At 56.7% G+C, this 21,900-nt stretch carries 17 protein-coding genes; 5 read left to right on the top strand and 12 right to left on the bottom strand.

Features of this window, described 5'->3' with window-relative positions:
* Positions 1-51 precede the first annotated feature (51 nt).
* The 4 genes from M8010_RS03435 to M8010_RS03420 are packed head-to-tail and all read right to left on the bottom strand — an operon-like array spanning position 52 to position 5,277.
* On the bottom strand, positions 52-1,350 hold the full coding sequence (locus tag M8010_RS03435; protein WP_250088607.1) for an ABC transporter substrate-binding protein: 1,299 nt from the start codon (positions 1,348-1,350) through the stop codon (positions 52-54).
* Complete coding sequence (locus M8010_RS03430) at positions 1,347-2,693, bottom strand: sigma-54-dependent transcriptional regulator (protein WP_250088606.1); 1,347 nt, start codon at positions 2,691-2,693, stop codon at positions 1,347-1,349. Before M8010_RS03430 ends, M8010_RS03435 begins: the two co-directional genes overlap by 4 nt.
* Positions 2,668-4,410 carry a sensor histidine kinase gene (locus M8010_RS03425; RefSeq protein ID WP_250088597.1) on the bottom strand — a complete coding sequence of 581 codons (1,743 nt, stop codon included), beginning with the start codon at positions 4,408-4,410 and terminating at the stop codon, positions 2,668-2,670. Before M8010_RS03425 ends, M8010_RS03430 begins: the two co-directional genes overlap by 26 nt.
* A 42-nt stretch (positions 4,411-4,452) precedes the next feature.
* Positions 4,453-5,277: a polyphosphate kinase 2 family protein gene (locus M8010_RS03420; protein ID WP_250088595.1), complete on the bottom strand. Its 825-nt coding sequence runs from the start codon at positions 5,275-5,277 to the stop codon at positions 4,453-4,455.
* A gap of 129 nt (positions 5,278-5,406) precedes the next feature.
* On the opposite strand from M8010_RS03420, the gene M8010_RS03415 reads away from it, so the two are divergent.
* The 3 genes from M8010_RS03415 (at position 5,407) to M8010_RS03405 (ending at position 9,093) form a co-directional block, all read left to right on the top strand.
* Positions 5,407-6,216: a TatD family hydrolase gene (locus tag M8010_RS03415; protein ID WP_250088593.1), complete on the top strand. Its 810-nt coding sequence runs from the start codon at positions 5,407-5,409 to the stop codon at positions 6,214-6,216.
* Positions 6,213-7,421, top strand: coding sequence for an HD-GYP domain-containing protein (locus tag M8010_RS03410; RefSeq protein ID WP_250088586.1), 1,209 nt, complete (start codon positions 6,213-6,215; stop codon positions 7,419-7,421). The genes M8010_RS03415 and M8010_RS03410 overlap by 4 nt, the downstream gene beginning before the upstream one ends.
* 70 nt (positions 7,422-7,491) lie before the next feature.
* Entirely contained in the window at positions 7,492-9,093 is a 1,602-nt protein-coding gene (locus M8010_RS03405) for a Na/Pi cotransporter family protein (protein WP_250088583.1), read from the top strand.
* Here the strand turns inward: M8010_RS03405 and M8010_RS03400 are convergent.
* From M8010_RS03400 to M8010_RS03375, 6 genes are read right to left on the bottom strand one after another with little or no spacing between them, the layout of a single operon-like run.
* Positions 9,065-9,973 carry a LysO family transporter gene (locus M8010_RS03400; RefSeq protein WP_250088581.1) on the bottom strand — a complete coding sequence of 303 codons (909 nt, stop codon included), beginning with the start codon at positions 9,971-9,973 and terminating at the stop codon, positions 9,065-9,067. The two genes, M8010_RS03405 and M8010_RS03400, sit on opposite strands and share 29 nt — an antisense overlap.
* 33 nt (positions 9,974-10,006) lie before the next feature.
* Complete coding sequence (locus M8010_RS03395) at positions 10,007-10,378, bottom strand: PA4575 family protein (protein WP_250088573.1); 372 nt, start codon at positions 10,376-10,378, stop codon at positions 10,007-10,009.
* Positions 10,379-10,396: 18 nt separating this feature from the next.
* The gene (locus M8010_RS03390) at positions 10,397-10,717 is read right to left on the bottom strand and encodes a DUF2288 domain-containing protein (RefSeq protein ID WP_250088571.1); all 321 of its coding nucleotides are present in this window, start codon (positions 10,715-10,717) and stop codon (positions 10,397-10,399) included.
* 2 nt (positions 10,718-10,719) lie between these two features.
* On the bottom strand, positions 10,720-11,115 hold the full coding sequence (locus M8010_RS03385) for a response regulator (RefSeq protein ID WP_250088569.1): 396 nt from the start codon (positions 11,113-11,115) through the stop codon (positions 10,720-10,722).
* Complete coding sequence (locus tag M8010_RS03380) at positions 11,108-12,253, bottom strand: response regulator (protein ID WP_250088567.1); 1,146 nt, start codon at positions 12,251-12,253, stop codon at positions 11,108-11,110. The genes M8010_RS03385 and M8010_RS03380 overlap by 8 nt, the downstream gene beginning before the upstream one ends.
* A gap of 12 nt (positions 12,254-12,265) precedes the next feature.
* Complete coding sequence (locus M8010_RS03375) at positions 12,266-13,963, bottom strand: diguanylate cyclase (protein WP_250088565.1); 1,698 nt, start codon at positions 13,961-13,963, stop codon at positions 12,266-12,268.
* A gap of 106 nt (positions 13,964-14,069) precedes the next feature.
* Between M8010_RS03375 and M8010_RS03370 the strand changes: the two genes are divergently transcribed.
* Positions 14,070-15,881 (top strand): sensor histidine kinase, encoded by a 1,812-nt coding sequence (locus tag M8010_RS03370; protein ID WP_250088544.1) that lies wholly within the window; start codon positions 14,070-14,072, stop codon positions 15,879-15,881.
* Positions 15,868-18,306 (top strand): GAF domain-containing protein, encoded by a 2,439-nt coding sequence (locus tag M8010_RS03365; RefSeq protein WP_250088542.1) that lies wholly within the window; start codon positions 15,868-15,870, stop codon positions 18,304-18,306. The genes M8010_RS03370 and M8010_RS03365 overlap by 14 nt, the downstream gene beginning before the upstream one ends.
* 46 nt (positions 18,307-18,352) lie before the next feature.
* Here the strand turns inward: M8010_RS03365 and M8010_RS03360 are convergent, their stop codons facing one another.
* A complete protein-coding gene (locus M8010_RS03360) occupies positions 18,353-18,892 on the bottom strand; it encodes a ferritin-like domain-containing protein (RefSeq protein ID WP_250088526.1) in 540 nt (179 codons plus the stop codon).
* Between the two features lie 65 nt (positions 18,893-18,957).
* Positions 18,958-21,717, bottom strand: a complete 2,760-nt coding sequence (gene acnA / locus M8010_RS03355) for an aconitate hydratase AcnA (protein ID WP_250088524.1) — start codon at positions 21,715-21,717, stop codon at positions 18,958-18,960.
* Between the last annotated feature and the right edge of the window lie 183 nt (positions 21,718-21,900).

Raw genomic sequence — 21,900 nt, 5'->3', positions numbered from 1 at the left:
AGGCCGACCCCGATCCGCCAGGTCAAGGCGTATCGGGACGTGTTGGGCGACTCAGGGCGTCCGGTTGCCGCGACGGCGCTGCACCAGCTCTGGAGATGGCTTCAGCAACTCGGCCTCATAAACCACCCACTCACCCAGCATAACGCGGGTGGGTGGATACCGGTCACTGGCAACTGGCCGACCAATGGCCTGAGCCTGGACAATCTGGTGGGTTTCGGCATCAATATAGGAAGTAAAACCTTCAGGGTCTTTCGGGAGTTCAATTTCCAGCCCCTCCAGCGCCTTGATCATGGCGTCGGTATCCGAGACGTCTCCGACCATGCCCACGGCCTTGGCGATAACCAGCATACCGGCGTAAGCGCCTTGCGCCGAATAACTCGGGTAGCGGCCGGAGAGATCGTGAAACGCCTGCACAAACCGGCGATTGCGCTCGGTGTCGGGCCAATTAAGGTGGTGGCGAGCGGACAGTATCAGGCCCGGCGGGGGGTTCTGGCCCAACGCCACGAGGGTGTCGTAGTTGCCCCCGGTATCGAAGTTTGCGACCGGCATTTTGCGGAACAGGTTGGTGGTGCGCGCCTGCTCGATAAAGGCATTGAAATCGCCGCCCCACAGCGCGGTGACCAAGATGTCCGGCGGCGATTCCAGTAGCGACTGGATGTAGAGGGTGTAATCGGGTTCGTAGAGTTTGGGCCAATACTGGCCGGCTATCTGATACGCCACGCCAAGCATGTCCAGAGCCTGCCGCAGGTCTCGCCAGGCCACACGCCCGTACTCATAGTCCGGCCCCAGAAAAGCCAGTGTCCGCCAGCCGGTTTCAGCCTGTAATTCCCTGAGATAACGGGCACCAGCGGCGTGGGAATACCAGGTATCGCTGGATACCCGGAAATAATATCGGTGGCCTTCTTCCAGCACGCTGCGGGAACTGGCGTGGTCAGTGCCAATCATGATGATGCGCCGGTCCCGGGCGACGCGGCTGACGGCAAGCCCGACCCCGGAGCTGACCATACCGCAGAGAATATCGGCCTGGTCCGTCTCGATAAAATTCTCCGCCATCTGCACGGCAAAGGACGCCTTGGAACGGGAATCGTCCACGATCACCCGGAGCTTCGGTGCATCGGGCTGCTGTGCCAGCTCCGCCAGCGCCACCTTGATCCCGGTAATACTGTCGCGGCCATAGCTGGCCGGACGCCCGGTCATCGGGTACATACAGGCCACGGTTACATCTGCTTCGGCAGCTGAGGCCCCGAGTTCCACCCGCCCGACCGGTTCGGTGGCAGCCGCGCCCTGGCCTGCCACCAGCAGGCCGATAAAAAGCCAGAACAGGCCCGCCAGTTTCCCCCGGCACATCATGTCAGATTCTCCTGGTCCAGCCCGAGGCGTTGCAGACGACGCTTGAAGGCATGGCGAGACAGTCCCAGAAACTCCGCAGCCTTGCCCTTGTGTCCGCCGGTTTCCGCCAACGCTTCCAGCACAATCTGTCGCTCCGTCCGCTTCATGCGTTCACCGATGTAGTCAGGATGCAGGTCTTCCTTCTGCATCTCAACGGGCAAATGAGAAGGTTCAATCAACTGGCCCGGATAAAGAATGGTGAGCCGTTCCACCAGATTTTTCAGTTCCCGGACGTTGCCGGGCCAGGCGTAATGCCGCAGATGCTCCAGGGTTTCCGAGGCATAGTGAATGGGCTGGGAGCGCTCTTCCCTGGCCTGGGTTTCGGCAAACTGCTCCAGCATCAGGCCAATATCACTGCCTCGCTCCCGCAGGGGCGGTATCAGCAGTTCAATCACATTGAGCCGGAAAAACAGATCTTCCCGGAAGCGTCCTTCGCGCACCTCCGTTTCCAGCGGGCGATTGGTTGCAGCGATTACCCGGACGTTCGCGGTGCGCGGACGATTGGAACCCACCGGGCGGTAACTGCCATCCTCCAGGAAATGCAGCAGTTTTGCCTGCAACACCAGCGGCAGTTCGCCAACCTCGTCCAGAAACAGGGTGCCGCCGTCTGCCAGCGCCACCAGGCCGATCCGGGTCTGATGGGCACCGGTATAAGCGCCTTTCTCCGCGCCGAACAGCTCTGCCTCGATCAACTGCTCCGGCAGGGCCGCGCAATTGATTTCCACAAAAGCCTCCGTTGTACGGGGGCTGCTGGAGTGGATGGCCCGGGCCACCACCGCCTTCCCGGTACCGGATTCCCCCTGCAGCAGAATACGTCCGGCGCTGCTGGCCGCCACCCGCTGAATGGTCTGCCACAGATGGCTCATGGTGTCGCTGTTTCCTACCAGCCCGGACGCGGACGCGGCACGGTCACGGTGGTAATCCAGTTCACTGCGCAGCCGGATGCGCTCGGTGGTGTTGTTGATCAGATGCAGCAGTTCGTCCAGTGCGAAGGGCTTGGTGAGGTAATCGGCGGCCCCCGCTTTGGCCGCCTGAACCGCTGCACGGGTATCACCATGGGCTGAAATCATCACCACCGGCAAACCCGGGTAGTCGCGGCTCAGTGTCTCCAGAACTTCCATACCGCCGATGCCCGGCAAGCGCAGATCCAGCAGCACAATGTCGGGCTGCTCGCGGGCAATCATCGCAAGACCGTCTTCGCCAGAATAGGCACAAAACGCTTCGATATCTGTCTCTTCAAGAGCAAACATCAGCGAACGGACGAAACTCTGCTCGTCATCAATAATCAGTATTCGAGTCGGCATGGTAGTGCTTTTTTATATTGTGAACATGGTCTGATGCGGGCAATAGCAGAGTCACCGTGGTGCCTTCGCCCGATTCGCTTTCAATGCTCATATCTCCGCCGTTCAACAGCACCAACTGGCGGGTGATGCTAAGCCCCAGGCCCGTTCCTTCGGCGCGGGTGGTAAAAAACGGCTCCGTAACCCGCGGCAATACATCCCTGGCCACCCCGGTGCCATTGTCAGTCACATCAATGCGGATACGCGCGCCCTCGCGGTGAGCCCTTAGCCGCACCGAGCGGTCCGCCTCCGCAACCCCTGCGCAGGCCTCGATCGCATTGGACAACAGATTGGCCAGGCACTGGGTGACCTGGTCGGGGTTGGCGTGCAGCAGCAGCCTTGAATCCCCGCTGGCGGTCACCGTAACGTTCAGTTCCCGGGCGCGGCTCGACGTCATCGCCACCGCCTGCCGGAACACCCGCCGGACTTCAAAATGCTCCGGCTCAGCGGAGACCGGGCGACCGTAATCCAGCAGGTCCCCGACCACCCGGTTCAGCCGGTCGATTTCACCTTCCACATCCTGCAGCAACCCCCGGCGCCGCTGATCCTCTTCCCTTCGCTCGAGGGCCTGAACGGTCAGTTTTATGGTGGCCAGCGGGTTTCTTACTTCATGGGCGACACCGCTGGCGAACTCCCCGAGAACCGCCATTTTTTCCACCTGAACCGTGCGCTGAATCATTTCCCGCAGCCGTTGCGCCATCGCATTGAAAGCATAGGCCACCTGGTCAATTTCGTCCTTGCGCGGGCCGGGAACATCGAGCTGGAAGTGCAGGTCACCAGAGGAAAATGCTTCCGCCCCTTGTACCAGACGGTCGATCCGCCGCCTCAAACTGCGGGCAAGCGCCCAGAACAGAAGCACTGTTCCCAGCGCCAGCAGACCTGCCAATCCGTACATGACCATCTGCGCATTTCGCAGGGGGCTGAGGATATCGGCTGCGGTGATCACATAATCAATGTGCCAGCCCGGAAACACTTCCGGGCCTCGAACCAGCCCCGGCGGTTCACGAAGTACGGTGCTACCCGTGGGATCCAGCAGCACTCGGCCGGGCGTCCTCAGGAAGGGCTTGACAACTCCGGCCAGATTTTCCGTGCGGATCTGTTCAGTCAGCGAAGCCAGTCGCACATGCAAGCCTACGGCACCCTCGGCACCGTCATCGAACAGGTAGCGTAAGGGCTGTCGAATCAGTAGCCAACCGGGCTGACCCTGTTGCGGTAACGCCGGGCCAATCAGCTCGGTGTTGTTCTTTTCGACCCGGGGCAGCCCCGCCAGTGACCAGTTGTCTCTGCTCCAGTAGGGAGGGCCGGACGCGGCCTGCCCCGGCACCACCTGTATCAGTCGGTCATCTGCGTCGAAGAACAAAATACCGTAAAGATCCGGCGAGTCGGCTTCCACCCGGACCAGTTCCTTTACTCCTTCCGGCACCGCCTCGGTGTAGGCCAGATAAAGCGGCATGGCGGGATGGCGTGACAGGGTTTCAAGCTGATAGATGCGGTTTTCCAGAAACGCGCTGAGGCGATTGGCCGTGGCTGACATCTGCGCTTCAAGGTGCTGCCCAGCCAGGCGCTCGGTGATGGATTCGGCCACGGTCATGTGCAGGATGCTGAGCGCAGTCGCTGAGCCGATGATTAACGCCAGCGATAGCAGGGTATAGCGGCCCACCAGACTGAGTTTGGATTTCATAGCGTTGTCCATAGCACAGTGACACGGACTCTGAAGCTCTGACTAGGGTTTAGCCGTCAATAACTTCCGATAGGCCCTCAAAACCGATTCGTCCTCAGTCGGGTATTCAGGGGCCAAGCGTTCCAGTTGCTCGGCCAGTATAGCTGCAACGATGGCTCTGGCCTGAGATTTCCTGTCACCGGGCACAATAAACCAGGGGGCTTCCTCTGTGTGAGTCGCAGCCAGGGCTTCTTCGGCGAACTTTTCATATTCGCCACGTTTATGCCAGCCGTCGATATCCGATTTATCGAATTTCCAGCGTTTGCGGGGTTTGTCGAGGCGTTTGAGAAGTCGCTCACGATGCTCGTCCTCGGAAAGGTTTAGCCAGATCTTGATCACCGTGGTGCCCTCTTCCACCAAGTGGTTCTCGAAGCCCCGAACGGACTGGTAACGGTTTTTCCAGTTATAGCTCTCCGGCTCATGGACCGGCCATACCCTCTCCGCAATCACCGCCTCATGATGGCTTCTGTTGAACGCCACCATTTCGCCAAAGCCTGGCAGGAAAGGGGTCACCCGCCACAGAAAATCGTGGCGGGTTTCGGCGCCCTTGGGCCGGCTGAACGACCAGGCATGGAAACCGGCCGGATCAACGTAGGTTGCCAGGGTGCGGATCAGGCTGTCCTTGCCACTGGTATCCGGCCCGTGGGCTATCAACAACACAGCTCTTGCCTGATTGGCCCACAAGCGACGTTGATACTCTCCAATCTGTTCCAGGCTGGCCTCCAGCCCCGGCAGTTTGTCGTCATCGTCCAGCAGGGTCGGATAATCCCGAAACCGGGCTTTCTTGGCATCAAAAAGAAACGAACGGGCAAACGCCGATAACTTCATCAAGAGGCTCCGTGCAACTCTCTATGGAGGTAATACAGGTCAATAATCGGACAAGCTGGTAAACTACCGTCCTCAAATATTCAGCATAGCAGCCGTTCCCGCGGTTGCATTAGAGTGTGGTGTCCGGATATGAGTAAAAAACGTCGCGAGATTCCCGTATTTGATCATCCGATTATTGAAACCCACTGCCACCTGGATTACCTCAAGGACCGTCCTCTTGAGGAAACCCTGGCCGAAGCACAGCGGGTCAATATCGAGCGGGTGATCACCATTGCGGTATCACCGGAGAACCTGTCTACGGTCCGGGAGCTCAGCCAGGCAGCACCCTGGGTTTACGGGACACAGGGCATTCACCCCCATGATGCGGAAAAGTATTCCGATGCGGCCGAAGCGGAAATCCGCGCCCATGCCGGTGACGAGAAGATCGTGGCGGTGGGTGAGATCGGTCTGGATTACTTCTACGACAACGCGGATCGCGATGTCCAGCGTGATGTATTCCGCCGCCAGCTTCAGATCGCCTGCGACACGGACCGCCCGGTGGTGATTCACAGCCGCGAGGCCGACGAGGACACCATCGAGATCCTGAAAGAGTTCGAAAGTACCCTCAAGCGCCGGGGAGTGATTCACAGTTTCACCTCCGGCCCCGGCCTGGCGCAGTATGCCCTGAATCAGGGCTGGTGCCTTGGTTTTAACGGCATCACCACCTTCAACAAGGCGGAAAACGTCCGCGACATCGTGCGTATGGCGCCCATCGAACAGATTCTGCTGGAAACGGATTCGCCGTTCCTGACCCCGGCACCCTATCGCGGCAAGGAGAATGCGCCTTTCTATATCCCGTTTGTTGCCGAGAAAATCGCCGAAGTGAAACAATTGCCGCTGGAGAACGTATTGGCTACCACTTATGACAATAGCCTGAGAACGTTCTTCCAACGTCAATGATCAAACACATTCCCGTATCAGCACTGAAGGTCGGCATGTACATCACCGACCTGAACAACGACTGGATTCCTCATAATACCCAGCGTCGCCGCGGATTCATCAAAAAAGAGGAAACCATCGAGAAAATTCGCCGAATGGGGGTGGATTCCGTTTATATCGATGTTTCCCGCGGCCTGGATTCCCAGGATTCGGAACCAGCCCATGAGGTTGACCAGCGCAACGAAGCGGCCCTACAAAACGCAGGGGGGCTGAAACCCGGCGTTTACAAGCGGGTCAGCGTTGCTGAAGAAATGGTATTTGCCCAGCAGATACACACCCATGCCCAGGGGCTGGTGGGTAACCTGATGAACAGCGTAAAGATCGGCGGCGCCATCGATATAGCACCTATCCACCAGTTGGCCCACGAGCTTCAGAGCTCGGTTTTCCGGAATGCCAATGCACTCAGTTGTCTGGGCCGTATCCGCGAAAAAGACAACTACCTGATGGAGCACTCCGTTAACCTCAGTGTGCTGATGTCCCTGTTCGGCAACTATCGCAAACTATCGCCAGACGCACTGCACCAGACCATCGTCGGTGCCCTGCTTCATGACATTGGCAAGATCCTTACACCGGACGAGATTCTGCATAAGCCGGGGCGGCTGACGCAGGAGGAGTTCGAGGTAATGAAAGCCCATGCCCGGCATTCGCGGGAAATCCTGTGTTCAACCGAAGGTATCGGTGAACTGACCATTATCACAGCAGCAGAACATCACGAGCGTCTGGACGGCAGCGGCTATCCGGAAGGCCTTATAGGGGATGAGATTTCTGTATACGGGCGCATGGTGGCCATTACCGATGTCTACGACGCTATCACCTCGGACCGGGTCTATCACAAGGGCATGACGCCGACCCAGGGCCTCAAGAAGTTGTTGGAATGGAGCGGCAGCCACCTGGACCCTGCCCTGGTGAAAGAGTTTATCCGGTGCGTTGGCCTCTACCCTATTGGCGCTCTGGTGCTTCTTGAGAGTGGTCGCCTTGGGGTGGTGGTGGAAACCAATGAAGAGGACCAGCGCCTGCCCGTGGTCCGCGTGATGTACAACACCCGCTTCCGCCTGCCCATCACCGTGGACACGCTGGACCTTTCCCAACCGGGCACCCAGGACCGTATTCTGCGATCCGTCGATCCGGACGATTACAGAATCGATGTCCGCAAGTTTCTTGCCTGACGAACCGTGGAGGCGGCCGGAGCTCTGCTAAGCTCTCAGTAACTCCACTTCAGGATTCATAAATCGGCAAATGATCGCAACCCTGTTCCAGATTCTGGGCGGCCTCGCCCTCTTCCTGCTGGCCATGGAGATGATGACCAACGGTCTGAAGAGTGCTGCGGGGCACCATCTCCGTCACATGCTGGGCCACTGGACCAAGACACCGTTACGCGGCCTTGCGGCGGGCTTTCTGATCACCGGCGTGGTCCAGTCGTCCGGCGCGGTAACCGTTGCCACCATAGGATTTGTAAACGCAGGTCTTCTGAGCCTCAGCCAGTCCCTGGGTGTCATTTTTGGCTCCAACATCGGGACCACCGTGACGGCCTGGCTTGTCAGCCTGGTAGGGTTCGGTTTCAACATTGAGGCCATTGCCCTGCCCATTCTCGCCGCAGGCGTCGGGCTAAAGCTGATATCAGGCAATCTACGCAGTCAGTCCCTCGGCGAGGCTCTGGCCGGTTTCGCACTGTTTTTTCTCGGCCTGTCTATCCTCAAGTCTTCCCTGGAATCGGTCACCGGGGGCCTGGACAACGGCATCCTGCTGCAAAACGACTACGGCTTGCCCGCGTTCATGTTGATCGGCTTTCTGGCAACGGTGCTGACCCAGTCCTCGAGTGCTGCACTGGCAATGGTCCTGACTGCAGCAGCCGGCGGCCTGATACCCCTGAACAATGCTGCAGCAGCGGTTATCGGTGCAAACCTCGGCTCCACCTCAACAGCGGCCCTGTCAGCCCTGAAAGCAACCGCCAACGCCCGCCGCCTTGCTGTTGGCCATATCCTTTTCAATGCCGTGACCGGTGTTATCGCGCTGCTGATTCTGCCGGTCATGCTATGGACCGTTGCCTTACTGGCTGACTCGTTATCGCTCGATGCCAACATTACTGTCTCCCTGGCCCTGTTCCACACCCTGTTCAATGTCCTCGGTGCCTTTTTGATGCTGCCCTTTACGCCCCACTTTGCACGAGTTCTGGGGCGACTGTTTCGAAGCAAGGAGGAGGATCTTGCCGAACCCCGGTTTCTGGATAACACACTGATTACTACCCCGGAGCTTGCAGTGGGTGCTGTTGACCAGGAGATGAAGCGCCTGTTCGACCTCACCCGGGGGCTTCTGCGCGTAAGCCTCGACCGGGAAGATCTGAAGCCTGCGCAAATACGCCCGAAGGCGGAGACCTGCCTGACCATCAACACGGCGATTGCTGACTACATCTCCAGGCTCCGGGCGGAAAAAATACATCCGACAACCCTCGACACCCTGACCCGGAGCATGCTGACCTGTCGCTATCTGGCAGAAGCCACGGATTTGGCGCCGGCCCTGTTGCAGTTAAGAGAAGCCCGGAAACTGCCTCAGCTATCCGTCCTTTCCGAAGAGCTTGACGAGTATGTGGATTTACTGAGAACCCTGGTGGCAGCAGATAAACGTTTACCGGAGACACTGAATGACACCGAGAAAACCTATCATATGCTCAAATCCCGCATGCTCGCCATGATCGTCAGAGGTGAGTTTTCGCCGATTGCCGGAGAACGCACTCTTGATGCCCTCAGCTCAGTGCGACGGCTTTGCGACCAGTGGTACAAATCCCTGGCCTGGCAGCCAGCTACGGAACTGCTTATCCCAATGAAAGAAACACAGCCATGAATACCGGAGACAGGAATGACAGGATAAAACCCGAGGCAATGGCCACCGGCACGCAAGCCAGGCCGCCACTGCTGCGGATAACCGGCAGTGTAAAGTCCATGGCGGTAGCACCGCCGTAACCAATTGCCATAGCCGGTCGCTGACCAATTAAAAGAGGAATAATGGCCAGCGCGATAATTTCCCGGATAACGTCATTAAGAAATGCCACGCCACCCCAGGCCGGCCCAAGGGCATCACCAATCACGATGCCGGACAGCGAATACCAGCCAAATCCCGACGCCAGTGCCAGCGACTCATGCCAGGCGGCATCCAGCCAGGGCACCAGGACCAGCCCCGCCAGCAACGAACTCCCGGCCATGGCCAATGCGATGCCCAGGCCCTGACGATTCAGCAGCAGCCTGCGAAGGGACAATCCGGCATTGCGCAGCTGCAGGCCAATCAGAAACAGCAACAGCATCAATGACCAGGTTGCCACATCCTCTGCCATGGGCAGGTCAGGGAGCAGGTAAAATCCGGCCAATCCCCCCGCCAAAACCGCCACCAGAGGCTTCAACCCTGCCAGGAACAGGCGGCGATAACCTCGGGGCTGATCCACATGATCCTCTCTCGTCGCCATGGGTTGCCAACGATGAAACAGCCATAACCCGGCCATATTGGCGACAAATAATACCAACACCAGGGCAGCCACCTGGGAAGCCATGCTGGCCAACTGGCTGCCAACCCCTTCCATTTGCCCCAGACCAAGCCCCAACAGGGCAAGGATAAAATACACCAACCCCTCTACACCGTAGTGTATGGCCGTCATCAAATAACGGTTCTCCAGAGCCAGGGCAAATCCCAGGAAAAGCGGAGCCAGAATCAGCAATGCGCCGGTGAGCATGACGTCCTCGGAAGTGATTGATCAGATGGGCAGTTAGCCGATGGGCTCATACTGGTCGGGGTCAAAATGAAAGGTGCCGGCGCTGGCATCACGGTCGATACGAATGGTGCGGGCACATCGCTGAGCCATGACGGACCAGACCACATAATCGTGGGGCTGGGGCTGGTAATCCTTTCCCATCAATGCACCGGCAACACTGCGCAGTACCGATTCTGCCTGAGTAATGGAACGATAGGGGCCCTGGCAGCGGTGTTTCTCGGGCTGGCCGTTCAACGATCCGCTGAGCGCCACCAGCGCCCAGACGTTGTCACCAATCGGCTTTATGAAAAGCTCGACCCGACGCTGGTCACGAAGCATCACCAGCGAGCGCAGCGGGCCACGACCGTGGAAATAATGCAGTTTCACGGCGTACAACCGTAACGGTCAGTGGAGTACATGGCCTGACCTGTCCTGCACCAGAACCCAGGGCGCGATAACCACAGCCCAGAGTTCGGTGTTTTCGTCGTACCAGTGACGGGCCAGATCGGGTGCAACGTCTCCCACCTGACCGGCGTCCATCCAGCTTTTGAACCTCGTGGTATTGTCGGCCGCCAGCTCTGCCGCGACATCAAGAAGATCCAGTTCGGGTCCCACTTTCACCACATGGCCACGAGCGTAGTAAACCTGAAGATCGTGCCAGTTGATCCGGGAGGTTTCCAGATTCAGTTTGCTTTTGAGTTCTTCCGGAGATTCTTTGTTAAACATGCTCAAACCTTGGACTTCCATATTTCGCATATCTGGTCTGCCAGGGTCATGGGGTCAAATGGCTTGGGTATCACTTCCACTGCTCCCAGTTCCCGGTACGACGCAACTTCTTCAGTTTGCACCTTGGCGGTCATGAATACTACCGGTACACCCTTCAGCACAGGGTCTGCCTGCATGGCATGGAACGTGGACGGGCCATCCATGCCAGGCATCATTACATCAAGAAGGATTAGCTCGGGCGCAAAATCCGGGCCTTCCAGAAGTGCTTCCTGCCCCGAGCTACAACTTTTGAGCGAGAATCCGCCAACCGTTGCCAGTGCCAGTTCAGCCACTGCTCTGATATCGGCATCATCCTCCACATAGAGGATTCGCTGAAGCTGTCCTCTTTGCTCACCCATTGTGACTCTCCGTGTTGCTATCGCTCAGGCCCAGCCTGCGTAACAGGCGCAAACATTCTTCGCTGGGCTCTTCCTCATCCACCAGCAATGCGGACGTACGCATGATCAGTTTCGATTCGCTGGTGGCCTCACGCGGCAAAAAGTGAACAGCTCCAATCAATTCCCGTAACTGCAAAGGTAGGTGCCACTGCACCTTGAGGCGATTCCCGTAGTTCTGTGCCCATGTTTGCAGCACACTTTCAATCCGGTCATCGGGTATTGAGCCATTGCGATCGAGGCATTGCTGCATCACCTTGAGCACTGCCAGTTCCCCCACGCGGCTAAGCAGAGCCGCAGTGTGAACCTCTGAATGATTGGCATCCACTCTCAGCGCAATCCGCTCAGCTTCGCTTGCCACCTTTTTGGATTTTTCGAGAAACCCAGCAGCTATTTCAGCGAGGCGGCCGTCGCGTAATTGCCCGGATATATCAAGCGACAGCGCCATGGCATGCTGAAGCGCTCTGTCCACTCCCATGGTTGCAATCGCATCTTTGAGATTACGCACCGGTTCACCCGTTTTCTGAAGCGAAGCGCTATTGGCTACATCCAACAGCCGGGTTGTCAAAGCCACCTCGCCGTTCCAGCGCTCAGCAAGTTGCGAAACAGAGAGATCCTGTCTGCGATCAAACAGCTCGATGATTTTTGCAGCATCAAAAGCTGCCGGAAGCTGAATGACCGAGTCCATCGAGGTTTGAAGAAGCTCATCGAGATCCAGAGGCGTATCGTTATAAAAAGCCTCAGGATCAATCAGTGCCGTCAGCCTTTCGTGCAGCAGTGCCACATCAAAAGGTTTGCTGATGTAGCCACTGATACCATAGTGCGCAGCCTTTAGGACAGACTCCCGGTCCGATCGGCCGGACACCATGACGATCACAGAATTTTTGTCATTTTCCCGGACTGCCCTGACCACATCAAGACCCGACCCGTCCGGCAGGTTCCAGTCAATAATCAACAGGTCAGCCCCGTGTTGCGACCAATGATCCAGGGCATTTTCAACGGACGATGTGACGAAAACCGTGCCGCCAGGATAAAGTCCGTCAACCACCGTTTCTATCAGGTCGGCCAACAACATGTCGTCTTCAAGAATCAGTGCTTTCATAAGAGTCGCGTTTCAAACCTGGTGAAAAACGGTAACGCCATTCCGACCGGAAGTCTTGCGTTCATATAGTGCCTGGTCGGCAGCATCCAAGGCATCGCTGCCGGAAGCGAACGCATTCAGTGCCGCTACTCCGGCACTGAGAGTGACCGACAAGTCACCGTCAGGAGTGGCGAATGATATATCGGCAAAGGCATTACAGATCTGGCTCAGCACCTTCTGTGCTTCATCCGTTGTGCATTCCGGCAGGATGACTGCGAATTCCTCTCCACCATACCGCCCAATAAGGTCTGTTGAGCGCAGACGGTGCCTGAGCAGGTTGGAGAGCGCTTTGATGACCACATCGCCCGTTCGGTGGCCATACTGGTCATTGACCGCCTTGAAATGATCAAGATCCAGCATTGCTACGGACGACACATGCGACATTCGCTGGCATCTTGCATGCTCGTTTTCCACCTCCTGCTTGATAACCGAATGCTTCAGCAGCCCCGTGAGACTGTCTTTTATCAGCAGTTCGTTCAGCTGCTGCGCACGATAACAGCGGATCTGCGCCGTCCGGACAAGGTAGTCATCAGAAACCGGTTTGGTGATGAATTCATCCGCTCCTTTGGCCAGAGCCTCGAGCTGTACATGTTTATCCCGCTCGGACGAAAGATAGACGATGGGCAGACTCAGCCACTCCGGATCAAAGCGAATCAGCTTGGCGACCGTGGTTCCAGAGTAAGCTCCCATCCGCACATCCAGAAGCATAATATCCGGGCGGAACTCCGAAAGCTCGGAAAGAACGGTTTCCGGGTCATTGATTGCTCTCACACAAAAGCCGGCGTTTTCAAGAACTGTACAGTAACGGGTAACCAGGTATTCGTCATCATCAAGAATCAGTATCTTCCCGGAAACCGGTTCATTCTGGTCATTAACCAGCCGCTCGATTCTTTCTGCCAGCTTTGGCGCATCAATGGGTTCCGGGAAAAACGCATCCGCACCAGCCTCAGCCAGAGAGTACCGGCTGTTGAAATCATCCTGGCGCCCAAGGCATAAGAGTGGAGGTCTGGAGGCGTTGCCTGCGGACTCAGACGGCTCTAAAGCGCTCGAAACCCGGGCAAGCTCATCTTCACTGGTCACCACTGCTGCCATTCGCGTTTTTTCCGCGAGCGGCAGCGACTCAACATCCATTCTCGATATCAAAAATCCATAGTTGGAGAGGGCCTGTTCAAGAAAAACGGCGGTTTTTTCCGGAAGCCCGCACAGAATAACCTGAATGTCCGGAGCTACCTCACTGTCCTGTTCGCTGTCACGCGGCTGGTGCCCTGGCTTACCCTCCATAGGCTCAACCGTTCCATCTAACAGCGTGCGCAGATGTTGTGCTTCAGCAATAACTTCAAGCAGCTGTTGCGTATCTTCCTCGCGGTGATCGCTATCCTTATCTATATCAGCCGACAGTCGCTCTGCTAAAGGTTTCAAGCGTTCTTCGAGAACACGCGCATGATCACCCAATTCGTTATATCCAAAAGTCCCGGCGGAACCTGCCAGCCGGTGCAGTGCACTGTAGGCCGATGCTATGCTTTCTGTCATGTCGGGGCGTGCCTGGTCGCCACAAGTCAGTTGGGAAGCAATTTCCGCCAACTGATCAAGTTCGCCCTCTGTTTTGCTGCGGAACTTCAGCCGCAGGCGAGCGAGCTTTTCCCCGACGCCCTCTGGTACTTTTTTGTCCATAAAAGGTCTGACACCTCAAACTTTTACTGATATAACCGCGTACATTCGGCTAACCTGAGTTCATCACAAAACATTCTCCTGCAAAACGCAACAGCGAGGCACTTCATTGCAGTCAGGCAAATCCCTTTCCCTCGGCAGCCGGGTGGCTCTGATTGTTATCGGAGGCAGTCTGTTAACAGTTGCCGCTATCGTAATAACCGCTTACCAGGCTCTGATTCACGATTTTGAGGACTTACTGATCCAGCGCCAGATACTGGAAGCTGAAAGGACCTCGGAACAGGTCGACCAGAAGCTTCAGCTGCGCCTGAATGCCCTGTCCGCTCTGGCAGGCCAGCTTGCCAGCAATAATGACTTGCCAGACCGTGCCGAGCTGGAGTCAGCGTTGGGGCGGCAGACAACGCTGCGCGACCTGATGCCAGCCGGGCTACTGGTGTTCGATGAAAAGGCACGAGCAGTCGCCGAGAATATCTACGTTCCCGATCGTGTCGGCACCCAGTACCTGGATCGCCCACACTTCCAGGAGGCGCTGAAAACACGGCGACCCGTGGTCAGTAAACCCATTATCGGACGAACCACGGGCAGACCACTGCTGTCTTTTCTGGCGCCAATTGAAACGGATGATCAGGACCTGCTGGGCTTTGTTGGCGGGATCCTTGATCTTGGCGAAACCAGCCTGCTACCGGCGAATCGTCAGACAGGCAGGAGCGACTCACACAGCATTGAAAGAATCATTGATACGCAAAACTTTCTTTACGTCGATTCAGGACAAGGCTCGCAGCGTATCGAGCCGTTACCACCGCCGGGCGCAGATCCCCTGACCGACGCCGCGCTGACCGGCATTACCCTGGGCCAGGTAGAAGACCAGCAGGGGCAGACCCTGCTATACGCTACCAAACACCTGCAGAGATTAGGGTGGGTGTTCGTTCGTGCCGTACCTTACGAGCAAGCAACAACGCCTGCCAGGGACTCATTTTTTCGTTTTTTCAGCATCAGTTTATTGATCACCCTGGCGCTGGCTGTCCTGAGCTACCTACTGGTTCGATCGACCATGTCGCCTCTGGACCGGATGACCTCGAGAATACAAAGAATGGCTGAGCGCCCGGATTCCGCGATGCGCCTGAAAGAAACCGGCCTCCCAGAGCTCAAAAGCTTGGCTGGTGCATTCAACCGACTGCTGGAGGAGCGGGACAACCTGGCAAGACTCAAGGAACACTTCATGTCATCCGTCAGTCACGAGTTACGCACCCCCCTCACCTCCATGACTGGCGCCCTGAAACTGCTGGCCTCCGGAATCACCGGCCCGCTCAACGACAAAAGTCAGGAAATGGCCAGTCTTGCGCTGAGAAACGGGGAACGTTTGCAGCTGCTGATTTCAGACCTGCTGGATTTCAACAAACTCTCGAGTGGAAGTCTGAAAGTTCGCATCCAGAGCGAACCACTCAAACCCATTCTGGACGCTGCCATTGCAGACAATGTCACGATGGCTGCTGAGCATACGGTGCAACTCGTAGCTGAAGCAAGCGTCTCGGTCAACCTGCATTGCGACAAACACAGGGTTCGACAGATTCTCGACAACTTCCTCAGTAACGCCATCAAGTATTCTCCGAAAAACGGGATTGTCAGGGTAACCGCGGAACGACGTGCATCAGAGTGGGTCCGGATTACCGTCAGTGACCAGGGTTCCGGAGTGCCGGATTCTTTTGCCGACAGCGTCTTCAAGCGATTTGCGCAGGCAGAGACCGGCACCGCCCGATCTGTCAAAGGCACAGGCCTGGGGCTCGCCATCAGTGACGAGTTGGCAACGCTGATGCATGGCGCTGTTGGCTATTACAATGATAACGGCGCACATTTCTGGGTGGACATACCGACCGCCGAAAACGCAGGTTCGACAGGAGAGCAGAGCGATGAAAGCACCTGAAACACCCGCTAACGAACCAGATCGACTGCTCGCTCTGCAGAACACAAACCTCCTGGATACGCCACCGGAAGAACGATTTGACCGGTTGACACGAATGGCAAAACTGGCGTTCAGCGTTCCCATTGCCCTGGTCTCTCTGGTTGATGAGAAAAGGCAATGGTTCAAATCCTGCCAAGGACTGGATGCCCGCCAGACGTCGCGGGACATCTCTTTCTGCGGGCACGCGATTCTCGGTCAACAGCTTTTCATCATCGAAGACACCCATCTTGATTCCCGCTTTTCTGATAATCCACTGGTTATCGGACCGCCCTACATTCGCTTCTATGCAGGTGCGCCTCTCCACAATCACGAGGGATACCGCCTCGGCACGCTTTGCATCATCGGTACCATTCCAAAATCGCTCGATTCCGCGCAGCAGGAACTGCTCCAGGAACTTGCTCGGTGTGTTGAAAACGAAATCAACGATTTCGAGGCGCGAAAATCACGCCGGGAACAACTGGAAAAAACTCAAATTCTGAGCACCCTCAACAGGCTCAGCGTCGACGCGTCCGGTTCCCTGGAACAGAAAATAACCATGGCCCTGGATCTTGGCCGGGAGCACCTGGAATTGGAGACAGGCATCGTCAGCGAAATCAATGACGATACCTATACCGTGCGATGGTTCAGAGCACCGGAAACCTCGGTACTGGCGACAGGGCTGTCGATGCCGGTTGCGCAGACCTATTGCTCGCTGATGCTTGAAAAACGCGATCACCTGGCGATCAGCCATATGGCCACTTCCGAATACTGCAATCAGCCCTGTTATGCCGAGCAGGGCCTGGAGAGCTATATTGCCGCGCCCATAGAGTTTGATGGCAAAGTGTTTGGCACCCTGAATTTTTCATCGGTTTCACCCAGGACCACCCCGTTTACAGACCTGGATCGTCTTTTTGTCCTGGGGCTGGCCCAGTGGGTTGCCGCGCTTATCCAGCAGCATGCCCATGAAGACACACTGAAAAAACTATCCGTCAACGTGCCCGGAATGCTCTACCAGTTCCAGCGGTATCAGGACGGTCGCTCACGGTTTCCCTATAGCAGCGAGGGTATATACGACATTTATGGTGTTTCGCCTGACGCTGTCGAAAAAGACGCCAGTCCTGCATTCGACGCCATACACCCGGACGATGTCGCTTACGTGGCTGAGTCTATCCGGCAATCCGAGGAATCACTGAGTCTTTGGGAATCCCAGTATCGGGTCAAGGGAGCCGGTGAGGACTGGAAATGGGTCGAGGGCCGCGCGACACCGGAACGCCGCCCGGATGACAGCGTCGTCTGGCACGGTTTTATCGCCAATATTGACGAGAAAAAACGTACCCAGCTGGCGCTTCAGGAAAGTGAACAGCAACTGCGCGCATTCTTCGAGCTGTCGCCAATCGGCATTTTGCTGACCGATTTCTACAGTGGCCGCAACCGGGATGCTAACGCCGCGCTGCTGGACTGTACCGGTTACTCCCACTCAGAGTTCATGGAGCTTGAGTACTGGGATGTAACACCTCCGGGATATGAAACACAGAAACAGCAGGCCGCCGCCGACCTGAAAGAGCATGGTCGTTACGGCCCGTTTGAGCAGGAGCTCAGGCGAAGGGATGGCAGCCTGGTTCCGGTTCTCCTTCAGGGCGTTCTGATAGAAAGTGTCAGTGGGGAACCACTGATATGGTCGTTGGTGAAAGACATTTCTGAGCGCAGGCGAACCGAAAAACTGAAAAATGAATTTATTTCCACGGTCAGCCACGAACTTCGCACACCCTTGACCTCCATTGTGGGCTCTCTGGACCTGGTTGCTTCCGGCGTTGCTGGACCTGTGCCAGACAAGGCCAGGGAAATGCTCGCAATCGCCAGCCGCAATGGCCGCCAACTCACTTACCTCATCAATGATCTACTGGATATCGACAAACTGGCCGAGGGAAAAATGAGTTTCCAGTTGAATCCGACATCGCTGAGGCAAATTCTGCAGCAAGCAGCTGAAGAGAACCAGCCTCTCGGTGACCGAAGAGACATTTCAATACACCTTGGTCCTGTGCCCGACACCATTGCGATCAGGGTCGACTCGAGACGCATGGCTCAGGCGCTCAACAACCTGCTATCCAACGCTATCAAATTTTCCGAAGAAGGAAATATTGTGGACCTGTTCGCTACGGAAAAAGATGGCCTGGTAACCATTTTTGTCCGTGACTACGGAGAAGGCATCCCCGAAAAGTTTCACGAACAGGTTTTCGATAAATTTGCACAGGCAGACGGATCGGCAACCCGGAGCAAGGGGGGAACCGGCCTTGGGCTGGCAATCACCAGAGAGCTGATCACCCGTATGGACGGTTCAGTAGGATTCAGCTCGTCAGAGGGTGAGGGCTCTACGTTCTGGATCAGCCTGGAGAGCGATGTTGCCTGACCACTGATTTATGAACTTCCCATCAGCAGCCAGGCGGGCCGCCTATTCAGGCGTCCAGACCTTCCAACAGCCCGGCCATATCGTCAGCGTGCTCTTCTTCCTGGGCCAGGATGTCCTCGATTATGCGCCGTGAGGTCGGGTCCTGGTCGCCCAGATAGCGGGCAATCTCCCGGTAGCTGTCGATGGCGATACGCTCGGCCACCAGGTCTTCAACCACCATATCCCGGAGAGTATCCCCTTCGACAAACTCGGCGTGAGACCGGGTCAGGAGGCCTTCCGGTGAAAAGTTGGGGTTACCGCCCAACTGCACAATACGCTCGGCAAGCCAGTCAGCGTGCTGCTGTTCCTGGTCTGCGTGTTCGAGGAACTCCTGGGCAGCAACATTGGCATTGATCCCTTCGGCCCGGAAATAATGACTCTTATACCGCAATGTGCAGACAATTTCGGTCGCCAGGGCCTCGTTTAGAATCTTTACCACATTATCACGATTGGCGCCGTAACCCTCTGTCACGGCACCCTGTTCAATGTGTTTGCGTGCCCTCTCGCGGAGGGTCTTAACGTCGGTCAGAAACGGTTGATCGGTCATAGTCTCTCTCTTCAATTTTCTTGAATTCTTTTGGATTCGATGTGACTGGTGTCCGTCACATGTGTTCAGGCATTACGAAGCATCTCCCTGACCACATAATGAAGAATGCCGCCATGCTTGAAGTAAACGGCTTCATTCGCGGTATCAATTCGGGACATGAGCTCACAGCTTTCCGTGCCACCATCCGGATAGGTCACCGTCATTTCAAGCTTCTGCCCGGGCTTAATTTCATCCGACAGCCCTTTGATGCTGATGGTCTCGTCGCCGGTGAGCTTCAGGCTCTTGCGATCAACGCCTTCCTGGAATTGCAGGGGCATCACACCCATGCCGATCAGGTTTGAGCGGTGAATCCGTTCGTAAGACTCGGCAACCACTGCCCTGACACCGAGCAGGCGGGTACCCTTGGCGGCCCAGTCACGGCTGGAGCCGGTGCCGTATTCCTTGCCAGCAATTACCACCAGGGGCGTGTTGTTCTCCTGGTACTTCATCGCGGCGTCGTAGATGGGCATTTCTTCGCCCGTTGGCACGAAGCGGGTGAAACCACCTTCCACGCCATCGAGCATCTCGTTCTTGATGCGCACGTTGGCGAAGGTGCCACGCATCATTACTTCATGGTTACCCCGGCGTGAGCCGTAAGAGTTGAAGTCTTTCGGGTCAACACCCCGTTCCTGCAGGTATTTACCCGCCGGGCTGTCCGGTTTGAACGACCCGGCCGGGGAGATATGGTCCGTGGTAACGGAATCTCCGAGCAGGGCAAGAATGTTCGCATCCTTAACGTCGTCGATGGTGTCCGGCTCTTCTTTCAAGCCCTCAAAGAAGGGGGGATGCTGAATGTACGTGGACTTGTCGGACCACTCATACACTTTGCTTTCCGGCGCCTTGAGGGACTTCCAGGTTTCATCGCCATCGAACACTTCCGCATATTCCTTGTGGAACATGTCGGTTTTCACCTTCTCGACCGCCTCGGCAATTTCCTGCTGGCTGGGCCACAGGTCCTTGAGGTAAACCGGATTACCATCCTTGTCTTTGCCCAGCGGATCCTTGAAGAGATCCACCCTCACATTACCAGCCAGTGCGTAAGCTACAACCAGAGGGGGTGAAGCCAGCCAGTTGGTTTTCACCAGCGGGTGCACCCGACCTTCGAAGTTACGGTTACCGGACAGCACCGAGGCCACGGTGAGGTCTCCATCAGCGATGGCTTTTTCAACGGCATCTGGCAGCGGGCCGGAATTGCCGATACAGGTGGTGCAGCCGTAGCCCACCAGGTTGAAGCCCAGCTTGTCCAGATCATCGTCCAGTCCGGCAACTTTCAGGTAATCGGTCACCACCTTGGAGCCCGGCGCCAGGGATGTTTTCACCCAGGGCTTGGTCTGTAGACCCTTTTCTACCGCTTTCTGGGCAATCAGACCGGCGGCCATCATCACGCTGGGATTGGAGGTATTGGTACAGGAAGTGATGGCAGCGATAACCACCGCGCCCGGGTCGAGACGGGTTTTCGTGCCATTCATTTCCATCGGCTGGCTGGCGGCATGATGATAGCTGTCCTGAACACCTACGGCCGTCTGCCCGCCTTCGGACTCCAGGTTGCTCTCCCGGGCATCCGCCGGACCTTCGGCAGTTTCCATCAGCAGTTCGAAAGAGGCCTTCATGTTTTTTAGGGCTACACGATCCTGGGGACGCTTGGGGCCGGCCAGGCTGGCTTCCACCTCGCCCATGTCCAGCTCAAGGTTGTCGGTGTACACAGGCTCCTGGCCCGGCTGGCGCCACAGCCCCTGAGCCTTGGCATAGGCTTCCACCAGTTCAAGCTGGTCGTTTTCACGGCCAGTCAGCTTCATGTACTTGATGGTCTGCTCGTCCACCGGGAAGAAACCGCAGGTAGCGCCATATTCCGGTGCCATATTGGCAATGGTGGCACGGTCAGCGACGGGCATGTCTTTCAGGCCGTCGCCATAGAATTCCACGAATTTGCCCACCACGCCTTTCTTGCGCAGCATTTCTGTTACCGTGAGCACCAGATCGGTGGCGGTGATGCCCTCACGGAGCTTGCCGGTAATCTTGAAGCCCACCACTTCCGGAATCAGCATGGAAACCGGCTGGCCGAGCATGGCCGCTTCGGCCTCGATACCACCAACGCCCCAGCCCAGGATGCCCAGACCGTTGATCATGGTGGTGTGAGAGTCGGTGCCCACCAACGTGTCCGGGTAGGCAAAGGTCTTTCCGTCCTGATCCTTGCTCCAGACGGTCTTGCCCAGGTACTCCAGGTTCACCTGGTGACAGATACCAGTGCCCGGCGGCACCACCCGGAAGTTGTCAAAGGCCTGCTGGCCCCAGCGCAGGAACTCGTAACGCTCCTCGTTGCGCTCCATTTCAATGGTCACATTATCCTTGAATGCGGACGGATCACCGTAATTGTCCACCATCACCGAATGGTCGATTACCAGATCCACCGGTGACAGCGGATTGATCATGGCCGGATCCTTGCCGGCAGCCTGTACCGCTTCACGCATGGCCGCCAGGTCCACCACACCGGGCACGCCGGTGAAGTCCTGCATCAGAACCCGGGCAGGACGAAACTGGATCTCGGTGTCGGATTTGCGGTCTTTCATCCACTCGACCATGGCATCAATATGGCCCCGGTCCACGGTCTCGTCGTCTTGGTTGCGCAGCAGGTTTTCCAGCAGTACTTTCAGGGAAAACGGCAACTTATCTATATTGCCAAGCGTGTCGGCGGCCTTGGGCAGGCTGTAGTAATGATAAGTCTTACCGCCAGCCTCAAGGCTGGAGAGGGTGTTGAGACTGTCTTTGCTAAGTTGTTCTTTCGACATGAGGTGCCTCCTTTTCATTATCCGAAGAGTCCTGAAGGCTTTCGCAGGAGCCTTTACCTCAGTGTACTCCTCCATTTGCTCCATACACTGAGATAAAGACCCTGATTATGGAAGTCACCTATAACTATTGCACCGATTGCCGAGACTTCAACCGGGGTTCCGTGAATGTTCGGTATTGCAGCG

It is taken from the genome of Marinobacter sp. ATCH36 (genome assembly GCF_023555055.1).
GTDB lineage: Bacteria > Pseudomonadota > Gammaproteobacteria > Pseudomonadales > Oleiphilaceae > Marinobacter.
Note: the sequence above shows the minus strand (reverse complement) of the source record. Positions and strands in the feature narration are given on the sequence as shown.

What these genes read in the sequence shown, in the direction of transcription:
- M8010_RS03435 (WP_250088607.1), bottom strand. Translation starts at nt 1,350, where the DNA reads ATGATGTGCCGGGGGAAACTGGCGGGCCTGTTCTGGCTTTTTATCGGC.
- M8010_RS03430 (WP_250088606.1), bottom strand. Translation starts at nt 2,693, where the DNA reads ATGCCGACTCGAATACTGATTATTGATGACGAGCAGAGTTTCGTCCGT.
- M8010_RS03425 (WP_250088597.1), bottom strand. Translation starts at nt 4,410, where the DNA reads ATGAAATCCAAACTCAGTCTGGTGGGCCGCTATACCCTGCTATCGCTG.
- M8010_RS03420 (WP_250088595.1), bottom strand. Translation starts at nt 5,277, where the DNA reads ATGAAGTTATCGGCGTTTGCCCGTTCGTTTCTTTTTGATGCCAAGAAA.
- M8010_RS03415 (WP_250088593.1), top strand. Translation starts at nt 5,407, where the DNA reads ATGAGTAAAAAACGTCGCGAGATTCCCGTATTTGATCATCCGATTATT.
- M8010_RS03410 (WP_250088586.1), top strand. Translation starts at nt 6,213, where the DNA reads ATGATCAAACACATTCCCGTATCAGCACTGAAGGTCGGCATGTACATC.
- M8010_RS03405 (WP_250088583.1), top strand. Translation starts at nt 7,492, where the DNA reads ATGATCGCAACCCTGTTCCAGATTCTGGGCGGCCTCGCCCTCTTCCTG.
- M8010_RS03400 (WP_250088581.1), bottom strand. Translation starts at nt 9,973, where the DNA reads ATGCTCACCGGCGCATTGCTGATTCTGGCTCCGCTTTTCCTGGGATTT.
- M8010_RS03390 (WP_250088571.1), bottom strand. Translation starts at nt 10,717, where the DNA reads ATGTTTAACAAAGAATCTCCGGAAGAACTCAAAAGCAAACTGAATCTG.
- M8010_RS03385 (WP_250088569.1), bottom strand. Translation starts at nt 11,115, where the DNA reads ATGGGTGAGCAAAGAGGACAGCTTCAGCGAATCCTCTATGTGGAGGAT.
- M8010_RS03380 (WP_250088567.1), bottom strand. Translation starts at nt 12,253, where the DNA reads ATGAAAGCACTGATTCTTGAAGACGACATGTTGTTGGCCGACCTGATA.
- M8010_RS03375 (WP_250088565.1), bottom strand. Translation starts at nt 13,963, where the DNA reads ATGGACAAAAAAGTACCAGAGGGCGTCGGGGAAAAGCTCGCTCGCCTG.
- M8010_RS03365 (WP_250088542.1), top strand. Translation starts at nt 15,868, where the DNA reads ATGAAAGCACCTGAAACACCCGCTAACGAACCAGATCGACTGCTCGCT.
- M8010_RS03360 (WP_250088526.1), bottom strand. Translation starts at nt 18,892, where the DNA reads ATGACCGATCAACCGTTTCTGACCGACGTTAAGACCCTCCGCGAGAGG.
- acnA (WP_250088524.1), bottom strand. Translation starts at nt 21,717, where the DNA reads ATGTCGAAAGAACAACTTAGCAAAGACAGTCTCAACACCCTCTCCAGC.